We start from the raw sequence: 20,503 nt of genomic DNA, 5'->3' as shown, positions 1-20,503 counted from the left end.
AACTCACCAACTTCATAGATAACAGGCTTTCATACGCCGGATCGGGCCAGGTGGCTAACTTGTTCTTGCAATTTGCGGTACAACACTATTACATGATATAATGTAATAGATTAATAAACGAGGAGTGATCTAATGATACAAGTAGACTGTTGTCCGGGTAAACCAGATTTGGCTGATCGGGCATTGTTAAATGAGAATCAAGCCGCTGACATTGCTTTACTTTTTAAAGTACTCGCAAATAATACGCGGCTAAGAATTTTACATTGCTTAACGCGTGAACCAGATATGGCCGTTAGTGAGATTGCTACATCACTAAATATGAAGGTCCAAGCCATCTCAAACCAGTTACAACGTCTAGTAGATCAAAAGATAGTTAAAGCGAAGCGTAATGGCAACTTCATTGAATATCAGATCATTGATGAATGTACGGCAATTTTATTAGAACGGGCATGGTGTTTAGCTGAAGATGCCGGAAAAATCAATGCTGGTGGGGGAAAATAAAATGATCAGGACAATTATAACGAGTATTATTCTTTATACATCAACTGCAATCGACTTATTAGTTATTTTAATGTTACTTTTTTCAAAATATCGTTCAACAAAGCATCGCCGACAAATTTATATTGGTCAGTTCTTAGGCTCATATACGCTCATTGGAATTAGTTTGTTTTTTGCATTTATTCTCCATTACGTACCCGCCAAATGGTTACTAGGTTTTTTAGGGTTGATTCCCATTGCCTTTGGAATCAAATATATATTTAGCAAAGAAGATGAAGCCGCAGAAGTTGATCAGAAAATTGAAGCGCGTAAAAATAAGAATTTAATTGCAACGGTGGCTTTAATTACGGTAGCTTCTTGTGGTGCGGATAATATTGGCCTTTTTGTTCCTTACTTCGTATCATTATCACTGGTACAGCTAATCGTAACGCTGTTTGTTTTTACCATTTGTATTTATTTTTTAGTTTTCCTTGGTGATAAGTTCTCACAAGTGAATTTTGTAAAGAACTTTCTTGATCGTTTTGGTGATTGGATCATGGCCATTATTTATATTGGTTTAGGCATCATGATCATTCTTGAAAGTGACACTATTAGGCATATTATGCAGCTATTATTTTAATTAAGCAGTAGTCGATATTTTTTATCATTCATTGATCATCTTCTTTTGAAGGTGATTTTTTTGCGTTTGGTGATAAGCATTGATGGTATTGATTTTATTGCCCGCGTTTTACAATCAAGTTAGCCACTATCGTTAGCACTCAGACAAAACAAAAAACACCAAGTCGATATGACCTGTTATCATTAAAGTTCCTACACAATTAATGAAAGAGGTATCGTCTTGATGCAAGAACAGAATATCATGTCTCACACCAAAGGTCACCATCTGACTGCTTTCGAACGTGGAAAAATCGCTGCACTTCATGGAGAGGAGAAGTCAAATCGAGAAATTGCACGCATACTTGGTATCTGCCGGCAAACCGTCGCCAACGAGCTAAACCGAGGCCAGATCGATCAGGTTCAGAAGATCAATGGCAAGCGTGTGTATCGCACTGAATACAGCGCTGAGACAGCCCAGCTTCGCTACGAAGAGAACCGGCGGCGATGCCACAGACCTCTCAAGCTCGTCCAAGCCGCTGACTTCATCGCTCACTTCACAGAACACTTCAAACAAGACGGCTGGTCCCCAGACGCCGTGGTTGGCCGAGCCAAGGAAAAGAAGCTCTATCGACCCGAGGAGATGGTTTGCACGGCGACGCTGTACAGCTACATTGATGCTCAGCTCCTGGAGATCAAGAATATTGATCTGCTGGAGAAGACCAGCCACCACATCAAGCACAAGGCCAACACCAAGCATAAACGCCTGCTTACTGGACGCAGTATCGATGAGCGCCCCAAACGTGTGGATAGTCGCCGTGAGTTCGGCCACTTCGAGTTAGATACAGTGGTGGGTGAGCGTGATGGTCAAGAGAGTGTCATTATGACGTTCATCGAACGCAAGTCCCGTTTCCAGTTCATACGTCTGATTGATGGCCGCGACGCCGACTCCGTAAACTACGCCATGCGCGGTATCGTTGCGGAGTACGGCGACGTCATTAAAACAATTACTGCCGACAATGGCTCTGAGTTTGCCGACCTAGACTCGGTGCTCGATGGCGTGGCCACCGTGTACTATGCGCATCCATACCGTTCCAGCGAGCGCGGCACCAACGAGGTCCACAATAAGATGGTTCGGCGAGACTTTCCCAAAGGTGAATCCCTAGACGCTGTCAGCCCACAAGCTGTCGCCGAAACTCAAGATCGGCTCAACCGCCTCCCTCGTCGCCAACTCAAATATCGCACGACCGAGGAAGTCTTCATCGCTGAGCGCGCCCGAGCTCAGCGACGAGCTGCCAAGGTAGTCGTAGCCAGCTAACTCAACTCATCAAAGATAACAGTTCATCTCACGGTGTCGTGCCATGGGGTGGCTAACTTGTTCTTGCAATTTGCGGATCGATTTCAATTTAAACGTCCGGATCTTTTATCTATACCAATAAGGAGCGCGTCAGTCCGAAATTGGAACTTTTCCAGTCAATGAACAAGCTTTTAGAAAATCAGCTGTTATTAAATAATCATTGTCGGTTCACCTTGAATATTTCAAAAAGGACGTCTGGGTACTAACAGACGTCCTTTTATTGCGCTATTATTAGCTCGATAAGTAAAATACGCGAGTCGACCACCCACAGTTCGGGACGGCCGTACGTTACCTTTGTTGTATTTTTAACCACCCTTTTCACAAACACACGACAAGTAGCCATTTTGTTCCTATTGATTGACTAATAGTGTATATTTGGGGTGGAGTATTTTGCCCCACTATAAGGGGACTGTGATTGTTTGTTAAGCGAAAGGAGCGGCGGAATGATTAGCTTTTTTGGTCAGCCGAAGTACGCGAAACATGAATTTATCGGCTACGAGCTATTCCTACGCGAATACGTTGATGGCAAGTGGCATTTCCCCGACGATTTCGGCAAGTTTGACGCCGCCGAATTTGCGGATGCCCTCATTAACACACTGCACCACGTTTCCGGCAACACGCAGATGGTATCAATCAATCTCGATCCGGACGACTTCGTATCAACCCGCTATATTCACGAACTCAGTCGGGCTCAATTCGCCTGTCCAACCGTCCAAATCATTGTTGAACTGACCGAACACAACGGTCGGGTCAGCCTAAAACAGTTGGCTGAAGCGGCCAATTCCTTCCGGCGCCACGACCTCTGGGTTTGCTTGGACGACGTCGGCACGGGTGAAAACCAAATTAATTTGGTCAGTGCCCTTGCTCCCTACGTCCAGGAATACAAGTTTGCGCTCCAAAACTTCCATAATCAGAAGGACTTCATCACGCTGGTCACGCCGCAGCTCCAATTCTGGCGTGAACAGGCTTCAATTGCAGACGTAATTTTCGCCATCGAAGGCTTTGAAACCCAGTCCGATCTCCAAATTGCACATAACTATCACGCCGACCTGCTGCAAGGGTACTACTTCGGTAGGCCGCACTTGCTGCAATAATCACAGATCGGAGCCCCGCGCTCAGAAGCTGAGGATTAACGGACTCTGGGCCAAATGCCTGGGCTTTAAGCATGCGGACCAGAGTGTGTTAACCGCAAGCTTTTGCGGGGCGCAGCTCGACTATAATCACAGAGCGGAGCGGGACGGTTTGAAGCTGAGGACTAATGGTTCTCAACGCGACAAGTTAGATCAGCATCCCACAGGAAGGGAGGAAACCGCCACCCAGCGGCAATCTACATGCAAATATCTTCAGTGTTTCACGGTAAGTTTCAGGCAGTAACGAACCGGATTGCCGACATGGTTCTCCTGAACATCGGTGCCTTCATTGCTTGGGGACTGCTGTCTGCTATTTTCTTACCTAGTGGTTGGTTCCCCGTCCCGGCAATCGCCAAAATCATCACTCCTTTTGGTCATTACCTTCTGCCCCTGCTCGTTGCCTACACCGGTGGCCAAGCCGTTTATGAACAGCGCGGCGGTGTCGTCGGCGCCGTTACCTGTATTGGCGCCATTGTGGGGAGCAATTATCTCGCTATTTTGCCGGCAATGATTTGTGGTCCCATCGCCGGTTGGTGCCTCAAAAAATGGGATAACTTCTTGCGGCCGCACGTTAAGCAGGGCTTTGAGATGATCGTCAATAACCTCTCGTCTGGCATTATGGGAATGTTGCTGATTCTCGGAGCATTTTACATCGTTGACCCCATCGTCAACGTGTTTAACGACGCGCTCGCTATTGCAACTACTTCACTGATTGCGCGGCACTTACTGCCCCTCGCCAACATCGTGATTGAGCCGGCCAAGGTGTTCTTCCTCAACAACGCCATTAACTCAGGGGTCCTGACGCCCATGGGGGTTGAACAGGCTGTGCACGGGGGCAAGTCCATTTTGTTCCTGCTTGAAACCAACCCCGGCCCTGGACTCGGGATTCTGACTGCGGTTGCCCTCTTCGGCCACGGAGCTTCCAAAAAGTCCGCGCCCGGTGCAGCTTTGATTGAAGCTATCGGGGGCATTCACGAAATCTACTTTCCCTACGTCATCATGCAGCCAATGCTTTTCTTGGCCGTCATTGCCGGTGGTGTTTCCGGCACCTTCACCTTCTCGCTCTTTGATGCCGGCTTGAAGTCAGCAGCATCGCCAGGATCATTGATCACGATTCTTCTGCTCACTCCCCGCGGCTTCAGTCAGTTTTTCGCAGTGCTCGCGGGCATTGCAGTCTCAACCGTTGTCTCCTTCATCGTCGCCGTTCCGTTTGTCCACCGCGACATGGTAACGGGCCCCGCGATGGTGGCTGCCGATGCGGCAAGCGTTGCAACGACCAAGCATCCGCTCCGCGTGATTTTCGCCGGCACTGAGGAAATGGGCTCCCCTGCAATTGGGGCGCACGTCTTCAGCGGTAAGCTGGCCCAAGGGGGAACAGCGCCGAACATCAAGCTCAGCGCAATGGTAATCAACCAAATCCAGCCGGAACCGGGCGACATTATCATCACCAAAACTAGTCTGCTCAAGCTAGTTCGGACTCAGGTAGGCCCAGACCAAGAAATTATCACCGTTGATAACTTTATTCGCAACGATGTTTACAGCACCTTGATTGCTAGGTTACGAAGCCAAGCTTAAATCAATCAGCAAAAGTCGCAGCAGGGACATATTTGTCGCTGCTGTTTTTTGTACGCTCAAAGGTTATTTTGTACAAAATTGCAAATCTAAGCTGCATTTGTCTATACTTTTGTTCATAATGGGGGTGAAGCCATTGGCGAGTTCAGCCGGGCTCACTCCAACGAATCCAGGTGCAAGCCTATGTTTAACATAATGGTTTATTCAATCATTCTCATCTCGTTCTTCAACGTTGGCTTCATTTCCGTGCTCCAGCGCCTCATGCACTGGGTAGATGAAGACGTTGAAGGCAATGACCCCTACCCCTGGCGAAAAGAGTTAGTTTACGCCGCGTATTACCTACTGGTCGCGGTAATCCTGATTTGGCTTGCTAAATCAGCCAATTACATGGAAACGACCATGATTCTGCTCAACTGTCAGATTCTGATCATGATCAGCCTGACTAATTCCCTGAAGACTCTCCCGGGAATTCTAACGCCAGTCATCGTGACCTTCATTATTTATGGATTCACTTTTCCCGAAAACATCAACTTCCAGACCATCGTCAGCATGTTCGTGTTCCTCGGCTATTTAGTCTTTGAAAACCGCTACTTTTTCCCCTTTGATGAACACGTATTAACCCGGCTGATGCTCAAAACCGTCGTTGGCATCCTGTTTTGGCTCAACGTGCTCCTGACCACGCACATCTCACCAGCACTGCAAGTATCGGTCTTCATCAGCTACGTCTTTACATCCGTCTCTAACTTCCTGTACATGTATGTGATGCGCAAGGAACACATTCGCAACGCGACCAATGCCCGCGACATCTACCACGACAGCATGACGGATGTCCGGAACTGGCTCGCCTACAGCAAGGAAGCTGACGCGCAGTTTGCGGCTGGCAAGTCCCACCAAGATTTTGGTATCATCGCCATGGACATCGACCACTTCAAGCATATCAACGACACGTACGGGCACACGGCCGGTAACCAAGCCCTGCTGGCCTTTGCTGAGACAATTACCACCACCCTGGAGACGGAAGCGCCGCACAACGCCACCCTATTCCGAACTGGGGGCGAGGAGTTCACCATCATCCTGACCCACACTAATGAACAGGAAGCCGTGGCTCTTGCTAAGAAGTGCCAGCAGGCAGTCCGCAAAATTACCGTCACCACTGAAGATGGCCAGACTATCAAGTACACGTCCTCAATGGGCCTAACGATGATGCGTGCTGACGATGAGAGTCAGCACGATGTTTTCCGCCGGGCAGACGGCTACCTCTACCATTCGAAGCGTTCTGGTCGCGACTACCTCACCACCGATAACGATCAAGACGTTTAAAAACTGCGATTCAAAATATGTATAAAAAAATCCGTCCCGATTGGGGCGGATTTTTTCGTGGTACGTTATCATCGGCGCGGAGCAGCAACAACAACGCACAATCAATTATGAAGCTAGTAGAAGAATATTACAGTTCTTCTGGAACGAGCTTAACTGACTTGGTACCCATCCAGCCACAGATTTCCTTGAAGGTGTCTGTGATAGCGTCGGTACCTGGCTTGAGCATCTTGCGAGGGTCGTAACCCTTGCCTTCCTGGTCTTTACCAGCAAGGATGTATTCGCGAGTAGCCTTAGCAAAAGCAAGCTGGCATTCAGTGTTGATGTTCAGCTTGGAGATGCCCATGGTGATAGCCTTCTCAACCTGTTCCTGAGGAATACCTGAACCACCGTGGAGAACGAGTGGTACGGATACGGCGTCGCCGATTTCCTTCAGACGGTCAAAGTGCAGACCCTTCCAGTTTGAAGGGTACTTGCCGTGGATGTTACCAATACCAGCTGCAAGGAAGTCGATACCAGTGTCAGCAAGTGTCTTTGCATCTTCAACAGAAGCAAGTTCACCTTCACCGATAACACCGTCTTCTTCACCACCGATAGAACCAACTTCGGCTTCAACGGAGATACCCTTAGCGTGGGCCAACTTAACGATTTCCTTGGTCTTTTCAAGGTTCTCAGCGAATGGCAGGTCGTGACCGTCAAACATAACTGAGTTGTAACCAGCTGCAATAGCTTCCTTAGCAGCTTCGTAGTTACCGTGGTCAAGGTGGATAACAACTGGAACAGTGATGTCCATTGACTTAACAGTAGCTTCGATCAAGCCCTTGCAAAGTTCGTAGCCGCCCATGTACTTAGCAGCACCCATGGATGTCTGGATGATAACGGGAACGTTAAGATCCTGAGCACCCTTAAGGATGGCACGAGTCCATTCAAGGTTGTTGGTGTTGAACGCACCAATTGCGTAGTGACCCTTACGAGCCGCCTGTACGAGTTCGGTACCGTGTACTAATGGCATTAGATAAAACCCTCCTGAGGTATTCTGAAGTAATTTATTTTACTAAGTCATTCTAGCACACTTTTCTGAATCAGGGTGCAAAACCCGAACGACAAATCTGGAAAAATGCCACAGTGACGCCACCACATAGTTTGTAAGCGCCGACACAAGCTGTATCAATTTTAGTACGTACATTAATGATCAAGGCCTAATCTTGTTGTGGCGCTATTCCAGACCGGTTATTTCCGTTGCACGTGAATTTATCTCAATATCATTCAGTCTCTGCTAGCACTGCAGTCAGTAGGCCGTTTTTGAGGTGAGCATGAGATGACGCTAAGAAAAATTCCATATCCGCAGATTCTAACCCGCAGATTAATCACAAATTCACTAGTCCTCGGACTCTGATTGGGCAAAGGAGCCTTGTTTTTAGTCCAGCTCCTTTCCCCAGAGTCCTGCGGCTAGTTACAATTTCTGACTAATCCCCAGAACCGGGGGATTAATCAGAAATTCACTAGTCCTCAGACTCTGACCGGGCAAAGGAGCCTTGTAGTAAAAGTTATCAACAAATTAATCTCGTTATCTATCCACAAATGGCAAGCAGCAGCAGGTGCACGCTTGCGGCAAATCTTTCTGTAAGGGGCTACTGCTTAATACCAATTTTTAGTGAGTTTATACACAAGCTTGAACTTTACGAGCCACGCGCGATGGTATACCATATTCGGTATTGTAGTTTGCTATTAGCACTACATATTGACAAAAATTTTTAACGAACCACCAGATAGTGGGTGGGGACAAGGTTGGGGCGGTGACGCTCAGGCCTAACATACGAAAGAAGGAAGCACTATGGAACAAGAGCATGCATCAGATTCACGTAGCAACAACACGCAGGACGTTAAACGATTTGAGGGTAATTACTGGCAATGGATCAAGTCAGAACTCTCCGGCTGGGACGCGACACCTTGGTCCATCTTTTGGTTCGGTGTTTCCTTCCAGCTCGCATTGTTCCTGATGAACAAAATCAATCTCGTTACCACCATTACCTTTGCGGCAACCCTCTTCGGTTTGCTTTGCGTCTGCGCGATGATGGTTGGCAAGAGTGTTAACGGCCTACTAGGCTTCATCTCCGCAATTGGTTTTATTTTCGTCAACTGGAACGCCGGGCACTACGCCTCCGTTCTTGACCAAACCGTTTTTGTTGCCTGCATCGACCTACCACTGATGTTCAAGTGGCGGACATGGGGTGAAGATTTTGACGCGAAGCTGCGCCACCTCGACCGCCGCGGTTGGGCCCTGGTTCTCGGCGTGATTGCCGTCGCTTGGTTCGTCATGTTCCATATCTACTCAATGCTCGGTGACACCAACCCACTCTGGGACTCACTCGTTCTTTCCATTGGGGCAACTGCTTCCGTCATGGTTGTTATGCACTACAATGACACCTACACGCTGTGGCTCGCTGAAGACGCAGTTAACGTCCTCCTGTGGTTCACCGCGCTCAAGGGTGGCTACTCCCAGTCATCCCTGCCAATGCTGGTTGTGACCTTGACTTACTTCGTCACCGCAATCTACGGCAAGTTCTACTCTCCTTGGAGCGCTAAGCACTACCAGGAAGTTAAGGAACAGGGAATTCTTAAAAACTAAAAATAATTATTCCACGCAGCGGCTCCCCCACGGGTAGCCGCTGTTTTATTACCCAGAATTTCGCTTGGCCCCACCCTATTACTGCCGCTGCTGCGGGCCGAATGCACAAAGAATTACTCCTGGCCGTGATATTTGCTATAATGGGGATTAGCGGCCTAATGTGGCCAATACCGATGCGGGCGTGCAACCCGCGATTATGCTTGGGGAATAACGCGGTGCTTCACCGCCGCGCCCCCGATAAATGATGGGAGATCCCTTGATGTTAATTGAGACCAGCGCACACTACTGCGCCCGCGTAGTTCCGATACCGCCACCGCGACACGTGGCTGACTACGCCGCTTAGTTGCGGCTTGCGGAAAACAAAAAATACACAATGGTAGCGGCCAAACGCGGCTACCGGTTAGGAGAACAACATGATTGAAGCAATTAACTTGAAGCGCGGCATGGCTTTTGAAAAGGACGGGAAACTGATTAAGGTTCTCGAAACTAACCACCACAAGCCAGGTAAGGGTAACACCGTTATGCAGATGCGGCTTTACGACGTCCGCTCTGGCTCCATCGTTCAGACCACGATGCGCCCAACAGAAAAAGTTGAACAGGCAATTCTTGAAAGCAAAGATGCCCAGTTCCTTTACACCCAGGACGACACCGCCTACTTCATGGATCTGGAAACTTACGAACAGTACGAGTTGCCAACCTCCAGTATCGAAAACGAGCTGCTCTACTTGCTGCCCAACACCAACGTCAAAATTGAGTTCTACGGCGACGAAGTGATCGGGATCACCCTGCCAAGTACCGTTACCCTGACCGTTAAGGAAACCACTCCTTCCATCAAGGGTGCAACCGCAACTGGTTCTGGCAAGCCCGCAACCATGGAGACCGGTCTCGTTGTCAGCGTGCCTGACTTCATCAAGGAAGGCGAAGCCCTGATCATTAACACCGACAAGGGTGCTTACGCTAAGCGCGCCAACGACTAAGCTTAATCAAATCAACTAAAAACTGCTCCCCCGTCTCCGACGATAGTTCATCGTTGCATGACTGGGGAGCAGTTTTTAGTTTAAAAATTAATCCGTGACCGCGCCAACAAGTTGTTCCACGTAAGCGAGGACCCCAGAATCATTGTTACTCGGGGCCACGTGGTCGGCGGCCTTCAAGACGTCTGGGTCGGCGTTGGCCACGGCCACACCATCCCCGGCGTACTGCAACATCTCGATGTCATTGCCGCCGTTACCGAACGCAATCACATCCGCCTGCCGTACGCCCAAGACGCGGGCGAGCTCCTTGAGCCCCTTCGCCTTGTTCATGCCGGGCTGAATGATATCAATGTCGCCGTGCCCACTAGAGGTCGGCTCCGCCAGTCCCTGCAAGCGGCGGGCGTATTCAGCAACATAATCAGCCGTCTCACTGGCCGGGCAGTGGGTCGAGAACTTGAGGATCTCGTCGTTGATGTCGCCAGGATTGTCGATCAACTGCAGGCGGTGGTAATACTTATTAACGTCCGTGATGTAATCCGCACCAGCCGTCTTCAGAACGTAAGCAGATTCATAACCGCACGCAGTCCACGAGACAGCCGGATACGACTCTAATACATCGATAACTGCTAGCGCGGTGTCGCGGTCGTACGCCGCCTTGAAGTACACCTGCTCGTCATCCCGAATTAATGCACCATTCTCGGACAGATAGATGGTGTCCGGATACTGGGTGAAAAATGAGCGCAGCTGGAAGTACTGGTTCCCACTAGCGACGACAAACCGCACCCCAGCATTCACCATCTGTTCATGTAGTTTAGCAAAGCGTGGCCGATCGTAATCCATCGCATCATTCAAAAAGGTGCCATCCATATCGACAGCCACGAGCTTACGTTCCTGCATTCTTAAAGTCCCCCGTTAACATATAATTGTTATCGCTTACATTAAAGATAATAACAGTTACGATTAGCTTTGACCAGTTTTTACCGTTTTATTCGGCGAAACAGTTTCCGCGGTTGACCATTCGGGAGACAAAACGTAACGGCTAATTTAGCCGATCCGCGTCAGCTCATCCAGCGTTTTACCCTCTGCATTCAGTAACTGCAACCAACTATTAGTGTTGCCGTAGTACAGGAACGAACCGACTTCGTTAACACTTCGCAGGGTGACTGCCGCCGTGGTCACACCGTCCTTGATCGCAGCAGCGTGATCGGCGCGCAGCTTGTCACCATACTTGGCACTGTAACTCTCCGACCCATCCTTGTTCAGCAACTGTTCCGTGCGCAGCCGGGCGCCGGGAGCAATCTCCATTTCTTTGGCCTTGCGCCAGTAGACCGTGGCGTGCGCCCCGTCGTGATCCACCGTAAAGGGTGTGTCCGCCAGTTTACGGTCAAAGCGGTGCCGCGGCTTGCCGGGCCGTTTCGCTGCAGGCTTTGCCGCTGCCTGTCCAAAAGTGTAACCAAGCAGGCTCAGGGCAGTCGTGAGGTCTGCAAAAACCGCCGCCACTGCCTGGTAAGCACCGGCAGGCACGCCTGCATCCGCAACATCCGTCCCGGCAATTTTGGCCGCAAACATCCGCTGTAAGTATTCACCCTCCTGGTCCCATTGCAGGGTCAAGGCGAGCTGCCGGTCGGCGTCTTCGGCCGTGGTCCCGCCACTCACGATTTGGTGGTCCTTAGCAAAAAGTAGCAGGGCCGCATCTGGATCTGCCTGCACCGGACCAACCGTGATGGTCGCTGCAGTCTGCGGTAGGTTAATGGTCAACCCCTTCGCCGTCGTATCAATCTCAATATGCATTTTTTCCTCCACAAGGTGTCGCCATCCAAAATTAAACGGATCAGTAATTAAGCTTAGTGAGTAAACCTTCCAGCTGCTTGCGCTCAGCCGCCGTCAAATTAGCCAGTAGGTGCTGCGAGCAGTACTGCTCGTATGCATGCAGCTCGGGATAAACCTCCTGACCGCGCTCAGCCGGGTACACGCGCCGCATCCGACCATCGCTGGGATCGTCCTCAAGCCGCAAATATCCGGCCGCAACTAGGCGCTTAACGGTGCGAAACGCGGTGGTGCGGTCGATCTGCACCGCATCCGCCAGCTGGGCCAGAAACATCCCCGGCTCCTCGCAGACGCGAATCACGTATAAAAACGCGTTGTTACCAAGGCCGAGCTTGCGAAAACGGGCGTTGGAATCATTCTGAATGCTGCGAGTGATGGCGCCGATAGTTCTAATCGTTGTAAACACCGAATTAACCTCCTCAGTAGCTCGCGAACCGCCAAGCACTGGCTCACGCAATAATTATAACCGGACTGCTTGCATTTGCAATTAGTTGTGCTAGCATTGGTGCATGTCGTTGCATATGCAATTACTTTTGCAAAATGCACCCGACCCAATACATAATTTTGGAGGCAACCACCTATGCTCGCATTCTTATCCTTCACCTTCGTCATGTCTTTCACTCCCGGTCCCAACACCATCATGGCGATGGTGTCGGGTCAGCGCCGGGGCTTTCGCCGCAGTATCATCTTGAACATGGGCATGCTGACGGGAATCGCTCTAATCGGCCTACTCGCCGCACTATTTGCCAACCTCCTGCAGGCGGCGCCCCTGCTAGTCACCATCATGAAGGTGATCGGTTCCGTCTACTTGATCTACTTAGCCTACCACGTAGCCATCAGTTCTCCCGATAGCAACGACAACGACGGGGGCGGTAAGTTCACGACCGGCCTGCTGCTGCAGCTGACCAACATCAAACTGTATCTCTACTTTGTAACGGGTCTGGCCGCCTTCACCCTCACTGGTCTGGCAGCATCCATCCCCCTGCGCTGGCTCCTCATGGTGATCATCGGCAGCGCCGGCACACTGGCGTGGACGGGTGCGGGCCAGTTGATCAGTGGTATCTATGCGCGCTACTACCGCATCATCAACATCGCGGTGGCATGCTTGCTGCTGTTCTCGGCGTATGATCTCTGGCGCTAGATTAACAGTTATAACTACTGCCGGGTGGTAGGGATGCCTGCTCCGATGCGATAATGTATTTGAATACCCGAGTGGATGGCGCATTTTTCTCCGTTTCGTCTGCGGGAGTGACAACAGGCATGCTGGGGCCGGGTTTCAGCCTTGACGAAAACCATGTCAAGTCTGAACCCTGAACTGCGAGCCCGCTGTGTTGCTACACAGCCTGATGTGAACTAAACCAAGTGCTTATATCTTCTTAGCGGTCTCTCCGTTCTCCCCGATAAGAAACCCTGATAGCCAAAATCGGGCTATCAGGGTTTCTTATCGCGACAGCATGGTCACTCCCGCAGACTACACTACGAAAAAGGCGCCATCCACCCTACTGCAGACTTCCAGACTAAAGCTATCTACCACAGCGTTAACTCCACCAGCAACGTCAGAGCACCGCAATAGAATGTGATTGCAAGTACCGTAACTAACCAAGATTCACAAAGGGATTTAGTACATCTATGTAGGGCGGTGGGACGCAGCCATTCTGCATTTGCAAGCCTGCCACCGGACAGTTAGAATAATAGTAATTACTTAGTGACACTAACTATTATTCATGCCCTATAGGAGGCCGCATTTTGTCCGAAACCATTCCCACCACCACTGCCATTGCTAGTCTCAACAACCTGGTCAGCCGCGAACTCACGCTTTTCGCCCATGATTACGGCATCAGCGGGGCGGCCGCCCGGGTTCTTGATTTCCTCGGCGAGCGCGGCAACGAGCCCACCTACCAGCGCCACGTCGAAGCCGCGCTCGGCATCAGGCCGTCCACCGCGACCGTTTTATTGCAGCAGATGAGCACTAGCGGCCTGATCACACGAACTCAAAATAGTAACGACAAGCGCTACAAGCAAATCAAGCTCACGGCCAAAGCCAACGCGGCGCTGGGTGCCGTTAGCCAGGAGCTGGCCGGCATCAACACCGTGCTCGAATCTGGCGTGTCCGCGCGCGACCTAGCCACCTTCAAACGGGTCCTCCGCCACATGAGTGCCAACTTGTCATAAGCCCCAATCCTGCGAACGTGAATCAAGCTTTAACAAGCACCGTGCAACTTTAAAATCGATGACAAACTAAAACAGACCAGACCCCCGGAAATCAGGAATCTGGTCTGTTCTTGTCTAAATTAATTTTAATTAGTCTTCATCCGTGCTTAGTGTTGCCTTGACCTTCTGCAGGAGGTTAAGCAGCTGCGTGTGCTCTTCCTTCGTCAGACCGGCGTTAATTTTGCCTTCAATATCGACAAAAATCTGCTGGACCTGCTGGACGGCGGCGGCACCTTCAGCGGTCAGGAACAACTGCTTCTGGCGCTCGTTGTGCTCGGGGACGCGGCGCACGATCAGGTTCCGTTCTTCAAGCGCCTTGAGCACATTGGTGACGGTAGCCTTTTGCTTGCCCAGGTAGTTAACTAGTTCCTTCTGAATGGTACCGGAGTGCTCAGAAATGTAGTTGAGCGCGCGGGACTGCTGAATGTTCAAACCCATCGTTTTAAGCTGCGTGTGGATGTACACCTGCTGGATGCTATTAACCAAAAACAAGTTCTCCGACAGCTCATCCTTTTTTCCTAATTCCAAATCCGGAACCCCCTGTATTAATAGTTTCAATTATAATCAGTCTAGACTACAACCTAATTATTGGCAAGCGGTCCGCAATAAATTTTCGCCTAAACGTGTTTTTGGGCCCGGTCGCGGTGAATAAACACGATGAGCACCGCTGACGCCGCAACCAGTAGCACCAAAACGAGCAGCCGCCGCAAGTTGACGTTCAAAATGGCATCCCCACCGAAGGCATAGAACAACGCGCTGGGAAAACTAGCAATGAAAATAATCACCGCCAGTTTCTGCCGGTCCACCTTGAGCTTGGCCGCGGCGAGGTTCACCAGGACGTTCGGAACAAAGGGCACACTGTAGCCAATCGTCAGTCCCACCCGCGGATGCCGCGTGTGCAGGAGGTCCTGGAGTAATTGGGACTCCCGGTGGCTGCGACTCAGGTCTTCTACCCGCGCCGTGAGCAAGGCGGCCAAGTTGTTCCCGACTGTCAGCCCAACCACGTTGATCACGAAGCCCAGCGGTCCGCCAAAACAAACCCCGCTCAGGATTGCGAACACCGAGACCGGGGCCCCGGGAATCATGGTCACCACCACCAGTAGTGCAATAAAGGGGGCAATCGTCCGCCCGCCGTGCCCGCGAAACTGATTGATAAATGCACGCCGGTTCCAACCACTACGCAGAAAGGGCTTGATGATCGGCCAGTATTGCCACACGATCAAACCCAGCATAAACAGAGCCACAAGCGCGGCGGTACTGATAACTATGTATTTTTGGCGTTTCTTCATTTTGACCTCCTCAAAGTTGGCAAAATTTTAAGCACTTTAGCCAGCCTGAGCAAATATTACCACCGGACATTTGGCAGCGGTACCAACTCCCAGTATACTAAAGGCGGACGCAATTTAGGGAGGTTAATTATGAAACGACAACTAGTTTTGAGCGATATTGATGGCACCATTTTGAACAGCCAGCACCAGCTGACCCCCGCGGTGATCACGGCGATCACCGCCTACTCCAAAGCTGGGGGCCACTTTGTCCTGGCCTCAGCCCGCCCCGCCTTGGGAATGGTGAATCTGGCGCAACAACTGCAGCTAGAATTGCCAATCGTTTCACTGAATGGCGCCCTAATCGTGCAGAACCATTTGGCAACGCCGCAAGAGTTTACGACCCTCTTCGAGCAGCCCCTAGCCGCCGGGAGTGCCCGCCGCATCTACCAACTGATCCACGCACACGGCCTGGCCATCAGCGTCAACATCCACGCCGGCACCCACTGGTACGTTGCCCGGCCGGACAAATGGAGCGAGCAGGAGGCCGCCATCGTTGGCTTCACGCCCGAAACCACGGACCTCACCGCCCTGCTCAATAGCGAGCGCAAAATCCACAAAATCCTCTGCATGGGCGATCCGCAGGCAATTGATGTGCTGGATGCGGCCCTGAAGACGGTACCCGACTTGCACATCGCCACCAGCCGCTCCAAACTCACTTATCTTGAAATTACCGCTGCCGGCGTCTCCAAAAGCAGCGCCCTGCTGCACCTAGCGGACCTGCTCAACATCCCCATTGCCGCCACGATGGCCATCGGAGACGGCGAAAATGACCTGCCGATGATGGAAACGGCCGGCCTCGGCGTCGCGATGGGTAACGCTCTACCGCGCGTACGGGCAGAAATCGGCACCATGGTTGCGGACAGCGACCACGCCGGCGTGGCGGAGGCCCTGCAGAAGTACGCCCTCTAGCCTACTTTTGGAACAAGGCGCGTTCCTTCACCGGCAGCGTGGCAAGGGTGGCAGGAGTCACGTTCCAGGCGACCTTCTGCCAAGCCCCCGCGTGGCCGCGCAGGACGGTAACGCTGCTGTTAGCTACCTGCCCTGAATCGCGGGCGGCATCCAGCGGCACACCGGTGAGCACATTAGCAAGCACCGTCAGCACGATGCCATGACTGACAATCAGCGCCCGCCCATCCGGACCCACCGCGGCGGCTGCATCGTTGAACGCCGCGGTCGCGCGGGTGATCATGTGCGGATAACCCTCGGCGTGAAAGTGTCGGTAATCCCAGTGGGCCAAATGGTGCCGGTAGTTGATGAACTCGGGCTTTCCCGCCCAGTCGGCCAGCGGTGTACCGTCCCAATCACCCAGCGCCATCTCTCGCAGGCGCGGATCAATGGTTAGCGCCCGCTTGCCGCCAGTCACTAACGCCGCCGTGGTCATTGCCCGCGGGAGGGGCGAAACAAAGACGCGGTCAAAAGGCACCCCAGCGAGCATTTTGCCCAACGCGACTGCCCCAGCGCGACCTTTCGCAGTGAGCGGACTGTCAACCCCACCGCCGTTGAAGCGTTCCTCGGCGTTAATTACCGTTTCCCCATGCCGTACTAAATATAAATATGCCACTACTCCACACTTTCACTCTGTAATTATTCGTCCAGTAATCCGTCCAGCGCCAAAATTGCGCGCTCAGCATCTAACACCGCGTCACTATAGGTCATCGACTTAATGGGCGTGCGCGTGTCGATCAGACGCAAGCGGTAGGTCTCGTCACTCGTCAGCACATCCAGGTCCAGATGGTACAACTCGGTCGGCCACTCACTGCCATCATCCGGTTGACTGAACTGCGTGATGACGGGCAGCAGGTTGTCCTTCGAGTAGCCCTGTTTGTGCTCTTGGGCCTCCAGAATCACCTCGTCGTCCTGCAACAGGCGGTAGCCGCGCAGTTTGGCGACTGGAACGATCACCTTCTGCAAGGCGCCAACGTGGAGACGCAGGAGCAAACGCTTGGAGTCTAATTCGAGGTAACTGTCTTTCTTGTCAGCTTTGAATGCTTGCTTGTTGCTATGGCCTAGAAATCCCATGGCGACCTCCCATTGTACTTATTTGCATCCATTATAACCTGCATCGGGATTACCTGCCGTGTTAGATACTTCGTTGCCGGGCTGTGTGCGCCTTTTCCTCCCACTACACTGGCAGCAGTGACAGACAGGCAATGCTGGGGCACGGCTCCAGGCTTGGCGAAATTCACGCCAAGTCTTCCGCCTTATCTCCGAGCCCGCCGTGTTTTCGCAACAACAACGGTACACGTACAGTAATGCTTTTATCATCATCCGCGGTCTCTCCGCTATCCCCGAATATTGCAGGTAGTAGCCTTGCAAAGTCCGCAAGGCTACTACCTGCAATATTCGTTTCAGCATGGTCACTACCGCCAGCTTCGTTCCCGGAAAAGGCGCCCACAGCCCTACATTGATAGTTAGATATCAGGCTGATTAATCTGTGTATACCAATTTAGATGTGCCAATTGCAGCATTTAAGCAGGTTGTTTACAGATTATTAAGCCAACGATGTTAACAATGCCTATGCTTGGCATAATTCGTTAGATACGTGTGATTTGGGTACAAATTAGCAAATCTGAGATGGCAAACGATTGCAGTTTAGAAGTCTGCAGTACGGTGGATGGTGCCTTTTTCGTAGTGTAGTCAGCGGGAGTGACCATGCTGTCGCGATAAGAAACCTTGATAGCCCGATTTTGGCTATCAGGGTTTCTTATCGGAGAGAACGGAGAGACCGCTAAGAAGATATAAGCACTTGGTTTAGTTCACATCAGGCTGTGGAGCAACACAGCGGGCTCGCAGTTCAGGGTTCAGCCTTGACATGGTTTTCGTCAAGGCTGAAACCCGGCTCCAGCATGTCTGTCACTCCCGCAGACGAAACGGAGAAAAATGCGCCATCCACCATAGCCCAAAGACTCCACAATAATAGCGTCCGCCGCGTAAACGACGGACGCTATTTTGGCTTATCGACATTATGCCAGCCGCGGCAATTCCGGCCGGTCGAAGTAGTAGCCCTGCAGGTAGCGCGCGTGGTACTTATCGTGCGCAAACTGAATGTCCTTGGTGCTCTCAATGCCTTCAACCACGAACATCAAGTTGTACTGCCGCGCAACCCGCGTCCAGAAGTCCAGCCGCTGGTCCAGGTTATCCGTGTCAGAGCTGGCCCGCATGTTCTGAATGGCATACTTCATGCCGTTGACGAATGGCAAGAGTGGCTCAAGTTCATCAAACTGATTATCGCTACCAACATCATCAATGAAAATTTTGATACCCGCAGCCTGGTATAGTGGTGCCGCCTGTTTGACCTTGTCCAGCGCCGGCAGTGAAGTCAGTTCAACAATCAACGTTTCCGGAGAACCCGGAGTGCGCATGTAGTCGCTGAGGAGGCCTACCGTCCGTGAATCAAGAAACTGCGGATTGGTCAGGTTGAGTGACAAGCGTGGACTGGCAATGTGCGGCATGATCTGCTTCATCAGGTCAATTTGCATCTCCACGGAAATGTCGAAGTGCGGTGGTGTTACCCAGCGGTCATGCTCATAGTCGTAGCAACGCAGCAGCAACTCGTTGGACATGGTCGCTCCGTTCGCAGAATCCAGGTCCACGATGCGCTGGGTGAAGAAGGTGTAGGTCGCGTAAACCGGTTTGCCGGTATCGGCGTCGCGGGTCTCCCCCTCCACCGTGATCGCGTCCCGACCGTTGCGTTTGCTCTGGTAAAGGTTATCGTCCGCGCGCTTGTACAGGCTGTCAATGCTGCGATCCTCAGCGCGCAGGGCGGTCACCCCAATGGACAGGGTCGCGCGCACGTCAAAGTTCTCATAGTTGAAGCGAGTACTGCGCACGGTGCGCCAGCACTCCTGAACTACCGGCAACACTTCCGGGGGCGTCATTTGGGGGAAAAGAATGTTAAACTCCTCGCCGCCGGTCCGGTACACCTGGTGGTCATCACCATACTTGTGCAACACTTCATCAAGTGTGTTGGCGATTCCTAGCAAAATTGCGTTGCCAGCAAGGTGGCCATAATGGTCGTTGATCTGCTTGAAGTGGTCGATATCAATGGCAACGAGCGTGAGTGCCTCACCATTAGCTTTTGCTGCATCAAACATGGCACTAATATCACGCTGGTACAGTGAGTAGGTCTTGGTATTGGTGAGCGTATCGTAGTTGGCCAGCTGCGTCATCTCAGCGGTATGTTCTTCCTGATTGTGCTCCTGGATCCAAAAGACCGTCGCCACACAAGCCATCGCCATGTACATCAGAACCGCCTGCCAAGCAATCAGCATGCTACTGTAGGAACCAGCCGTGATGTTGGGTAATGATATCCAGAAAACTAGCGCGATAATCGTAAACGTCCCAATACTCAGTAGCACGCTGTAACGGATCCGTTTGCTATAAATGTAAATCACGGCAATCACAAGTCCGAGCAACACGAGGGACAGCCAGAACTGGAACTGGCCAAAATAACCGACGTGATGCAGTGACCACGCAATTAAGAGGCCAACCACGCGCAGGGCGTACTCACCACGGCTGATCCGCTGATCGAGCAGTGGAAAGGCCAGGATGAACAGGCCCAAGTTGTGAAACAGCACTCCGTTCAGATGCACTTCATAACCCACCAGATGCAGACAAATAGCTACCCCAAACGAGAGGACCATCAGTGCCACCCGAAAAGCAATTTTGCGCTGCTCACTGAGGCCTTCCTTCCGAAACGCCTCCCACCAAAGCTTCTGGTAAAAGCTGACAAAACCAGACGCAAAAAAGATGGCAATCAACAATTGGGCAAACCACGTTGGTAAGCTCAGGAGGTGTAAGTTCATACTCATTCCCATTTTTTGTACTTGTCCTCCGTCCATTTTAATCAGCTCAGACACGGGCATTAATTACCGGTAATTATAACATTTACCTATAGCAATTAGAATTACAACGAATCTGCAAATGAACAGATTGTGTCAGAAAAAGTCTATTCAATAGCGACCTAATAGTTATGAATGCATTGATTCATAATCAGATAAGTTAAATACCAGAACATCAACCCCACGTTCAAGACATCAATTAGCCACAGCAATAAGGCCGTACAA

20 protein-coding genes are annotated in these 20,503 nt (G+C 51.2%); 11 read left to right on the top strand and 9 right to left on the bottom strand.

The annotated features are described in order from the left end of the window. The first annotated feature begins 132 nt into the window (after positions 1-132). From GN107_RS08095 to GN107_RS08070, 6 genes are all read left to right on the top strand, one after another. On the top strand, positions 133-501 hold the full coding sequence (locus GN107_RS08095; protein ID WP_003678450.1) for an ArsR/SmtB family transcription factor: 369 nt from the start codon (positions 133-135) through the stop codon (positions 499-501). A gap of 1 nt (position 502) precedes the next feature. Then, positions 503-1,117 carry a CadD family cadmium resistance transporter gene (locus tag GN107_RS08090; RefSeq protein ID WP_003678449.1) on the top strand — a complete coding sequence of 205 codons (615 nt, stop codon included), beginning with the start codon at positions 503-505 and terminating at the stop codon, positions 1,115-1,117. Between the two features lie 222 nt (positions 1,118-1,339). Next, positions 1,340-2,410, top strand: coding sequence for an IS30 family transposase (locus GN107_RS08085; protein ID WP_155287238.1), 1,071 nt, complete (start codon positions 1,340-1,342; stop codon positions 2,408-2,410). A gap of 482 nt (positions 2,411-2,892) precedes the next feature. Continuing rightward, on the top strand, positions 2,893-3,543 hold the full coding sequence (locus GN107_RS08080) for an EAL domain-containing protein (RefSeq protein WP_155287239.1): 651 nt from the start codon (positions 2,893-2,895) through the stop codon (positions 3,541-3,543). A gap of 237 nt (positions 3,544-3,780) precedes the next feature. After that, positions 3,781-5,154, top strand: a complete 1,374-nt coding sequence (locus GN107_RS08075; RefSeq protein ID WP_155287240.1) for a PTS transporter subunit EIIC — start codon at positions 3,781-3,783, stop codon at positions 5,152-5,154. Positions 5,155-5,334: 180 nt separating this feature from the next. After that, positions 5,335-6,471 (top strand): GGDEF domain-containing protein, encoded by a 1,137-nt coding sequence (locus tag GN107_RS08070; protein ID WP_155287241.1) that lies wholly within the window; start codon positions 5,335-5,337, stop codon positions 6,469-6,471. 127 nt (positions 6,472-6,598) lie between these two features. Here GN107_RS08070 and fba read toward each other — a convergent pair whose 3' ends face one another. Continuing rightward, positions 6,599-7,480 (bottom strand): class II fructose-1,6-bisphosphate aldolase, encoded by an 882-nt coding sequence (gene fba, locus GN107_RS08065; protein ID WP_155287242.1) that lies wholly within the window; start codon positions 7,478-7,480, stop codon positions 6,599-6,601. Between the two features lie 822 nt (positions 7,481-8,302). Here fba and pnuC point away from each other — a divergent pair. Both pnuC and efp read left to right on the top strand, forming a co-directional pair. After that, complete coding sequence (pnuC, locus tag GN107_RS08060; protein ID WP_230678584.1) at positions 8,303-9,097, top strand: nicotinamide riboside transporter PnuC; 795 nt, start codon at positions 8,303-8,305, stop codon at positions 9,095-9,097. A 413-nt stretch (positions 9,098-9,510) separates the two neighbouring features. Next, entirely contained in the window at positions 9,511-10,074 is a 564-nt protein-coding gene (gene efp, locus GN107_RS08055; RefSeq protein ID WP_155287243.1) for an elongation factor P, read from the top strand. A gap of 87 nt (positions 10,075-10,161) precedes the next feature. Here the strand turns inward: efp and GN107_RS08050 are convergent, their stop codons facing one another. The 3 genes from GN107_RS08050 to GN107_RS08040 form a co-directional block, all read right to left on the bottom strand. Beyond that, positions 10,162-10,968, bottom strand: a complete 807-nt coding sequence (locus GN107_RS08050) for a Cof-type HAD-IIB family hydrolase (RefSeq protein ID WP_230678585.1) — start codon at positions 10,966-10,968, stop codon at positions 10,162-10,164. Positions 10,969-11,115: 147 nt separating this feature from the next. After that, positions 11,116-11,862 carry a hypothetical protein gene (locus GN107_RS08045; protein ID WP_155287244.1) on the bottom strand — a complete coding sequence of 249 codons (747 nt, stop codon included), beginning with the start codon at positions 11,860-11,862 and terminating at the stop codon, positions 11,116-11,118. A gap of 40 nt (positions 11,863-11,902) precedes the next feature. Further along, on the bottom strand, positions 11,903-12,304 hold the full coding sequence (locus GN107_RS08040; protein WP_155287245.1) for a MarR family winged helix-turn-helix transcriptional regulator: 402 nt from the start codon (positions 12,302-12,304) through the stop codon (positions 11,903-11,905). Between the two features lie 174 nt (positions 12,305-12,478). Between GN107_RS08040 and GN107_RS08035 the strand changes: the two genes are divergently transcribed. Continuing rightward, entirely contained in the window at positions 12,479-13,039 is a 561-nt protein-coding gene (locus tag GN107_RS08035) for a LysE family transporter (protein WP_155287246.1), read from the top strand. A 605-nt stretch (positions 13,040-13,644) separates the two neighbouring features. Continuing rightward, complete coding sequence (locus GN107_RS08030) at positions 13,645-14,070, top strand: MarR family winged helix-turn-helix transcriptional regulator (protein WP_196246288.1); 426 nt, start codon at positions 13,645-13,647, stop codon at positions 14,068-14,070. Between the two features lie 129 nt (positions 14,071-14,199). Here GN107_RS08030 and GN107_RS08025 read toward each other — a convergent pair whose 3' ends face one another. Together GN107_RS08025 and GN107_RS08020 are read right to left on the bottom strand one after the other, a co-directional pair. Beyond that, positions 14,200-14,637 (bottom strand): MarR family winged helix-turn-helix transcriptional regulator, encoded by a 438-nt coding sequence (locus GN107_RS08025; RefSeq protein WP_230678586.1) that lies wholly within the window; start codon positions 14,635-14,637, stop codon positions 14,200-14,202. 89 nt (positions 14,638-14,726) lie between these two features. Further along, positions 14,727-15,398, bottom strand: coding sequence for a TVP38/TMEM64 family protein (locus GN107_RS08020; RefSeq protein WP_155287248.1), 672 nt, complete (start codon positions 15,396-15,398; stop codon positions 14,727-14,729). Positions 15,399-15,527: 129 nt separating this feature from the next. On the opposite strand from GN107_RS08020, the gene GN107_RS08015 reads away from it, so the two are divergent. Beyond that, entirely contained in the window at positions 15,528-16,346 is an 819-nt protein-coding gene (locus GN107_RS08015) for a Cof-type HAD-IIB family hydrolase (protein WP_155287249.1), read from the top strand. 1 nt (position 16,347) lies between these two features. Here GN107_RS08015 and GN107_RS08010 read toward each other — a convergent pair whose 3' ends face one another. The 3 genes from GN107_RS08010 to GN107_RS08000 form a co-directional block, all read right to left on the bottom strand. Continuing rightward, positions 16,348-16,998 carry a histidine phosphatase family protein gene (locus GN107_RS08010; RefSeq protein WP_155287250.1) on the bottom strand — a complete coding sequence of 217 codons (651 nt, stop codon included), beginning with the start codon at positions 16,996-16,998 and terminating at the stop codon, positions 16,348-16,350. Between the two features lie 23 nt (positions 16,999-17,021). Next, on the bottom strand, positions 17,022-17,456 hold the full coding sequence (locus tag GN107_RS08005) for a hypothetical protein (protein ID WP_155287251.1): 435 nt from the start codon (positions 17,454-17,456) through the stop codon (positions 17,022-17,024). A gap of 944 nt (positions 17,457-18,400) precedes the next feature. Continuing rightward, positions 18,401-20,254 (bottom strand): sensor domain-containing diguanylate cyclase, encoded by a 1,854-nt coding sequence (locus GN107_RS08000; RefSeq protein WP_196246289.1) that lies wholly within the window; start codon positions 20,252-20,254, stop codon positions 18,401-18,403. Between the last annotated feature and the right edge of the window lie 249 nt (positions 20,255-20,503).

The organism is Lacticaseibacillus zhaodongensis (assembly GCF_009687905.1).
GTDB classification, from domain to species: Bacteria; Bacillota; Bacilli; order Lactobacillales; family Lactobacillaceae; genus Lacticaseibacillus; species Lacticaseibacillus zhaodongensis.
This window is presented reverse-complemented; position numbering and strand designations above follow the sequence as displayed.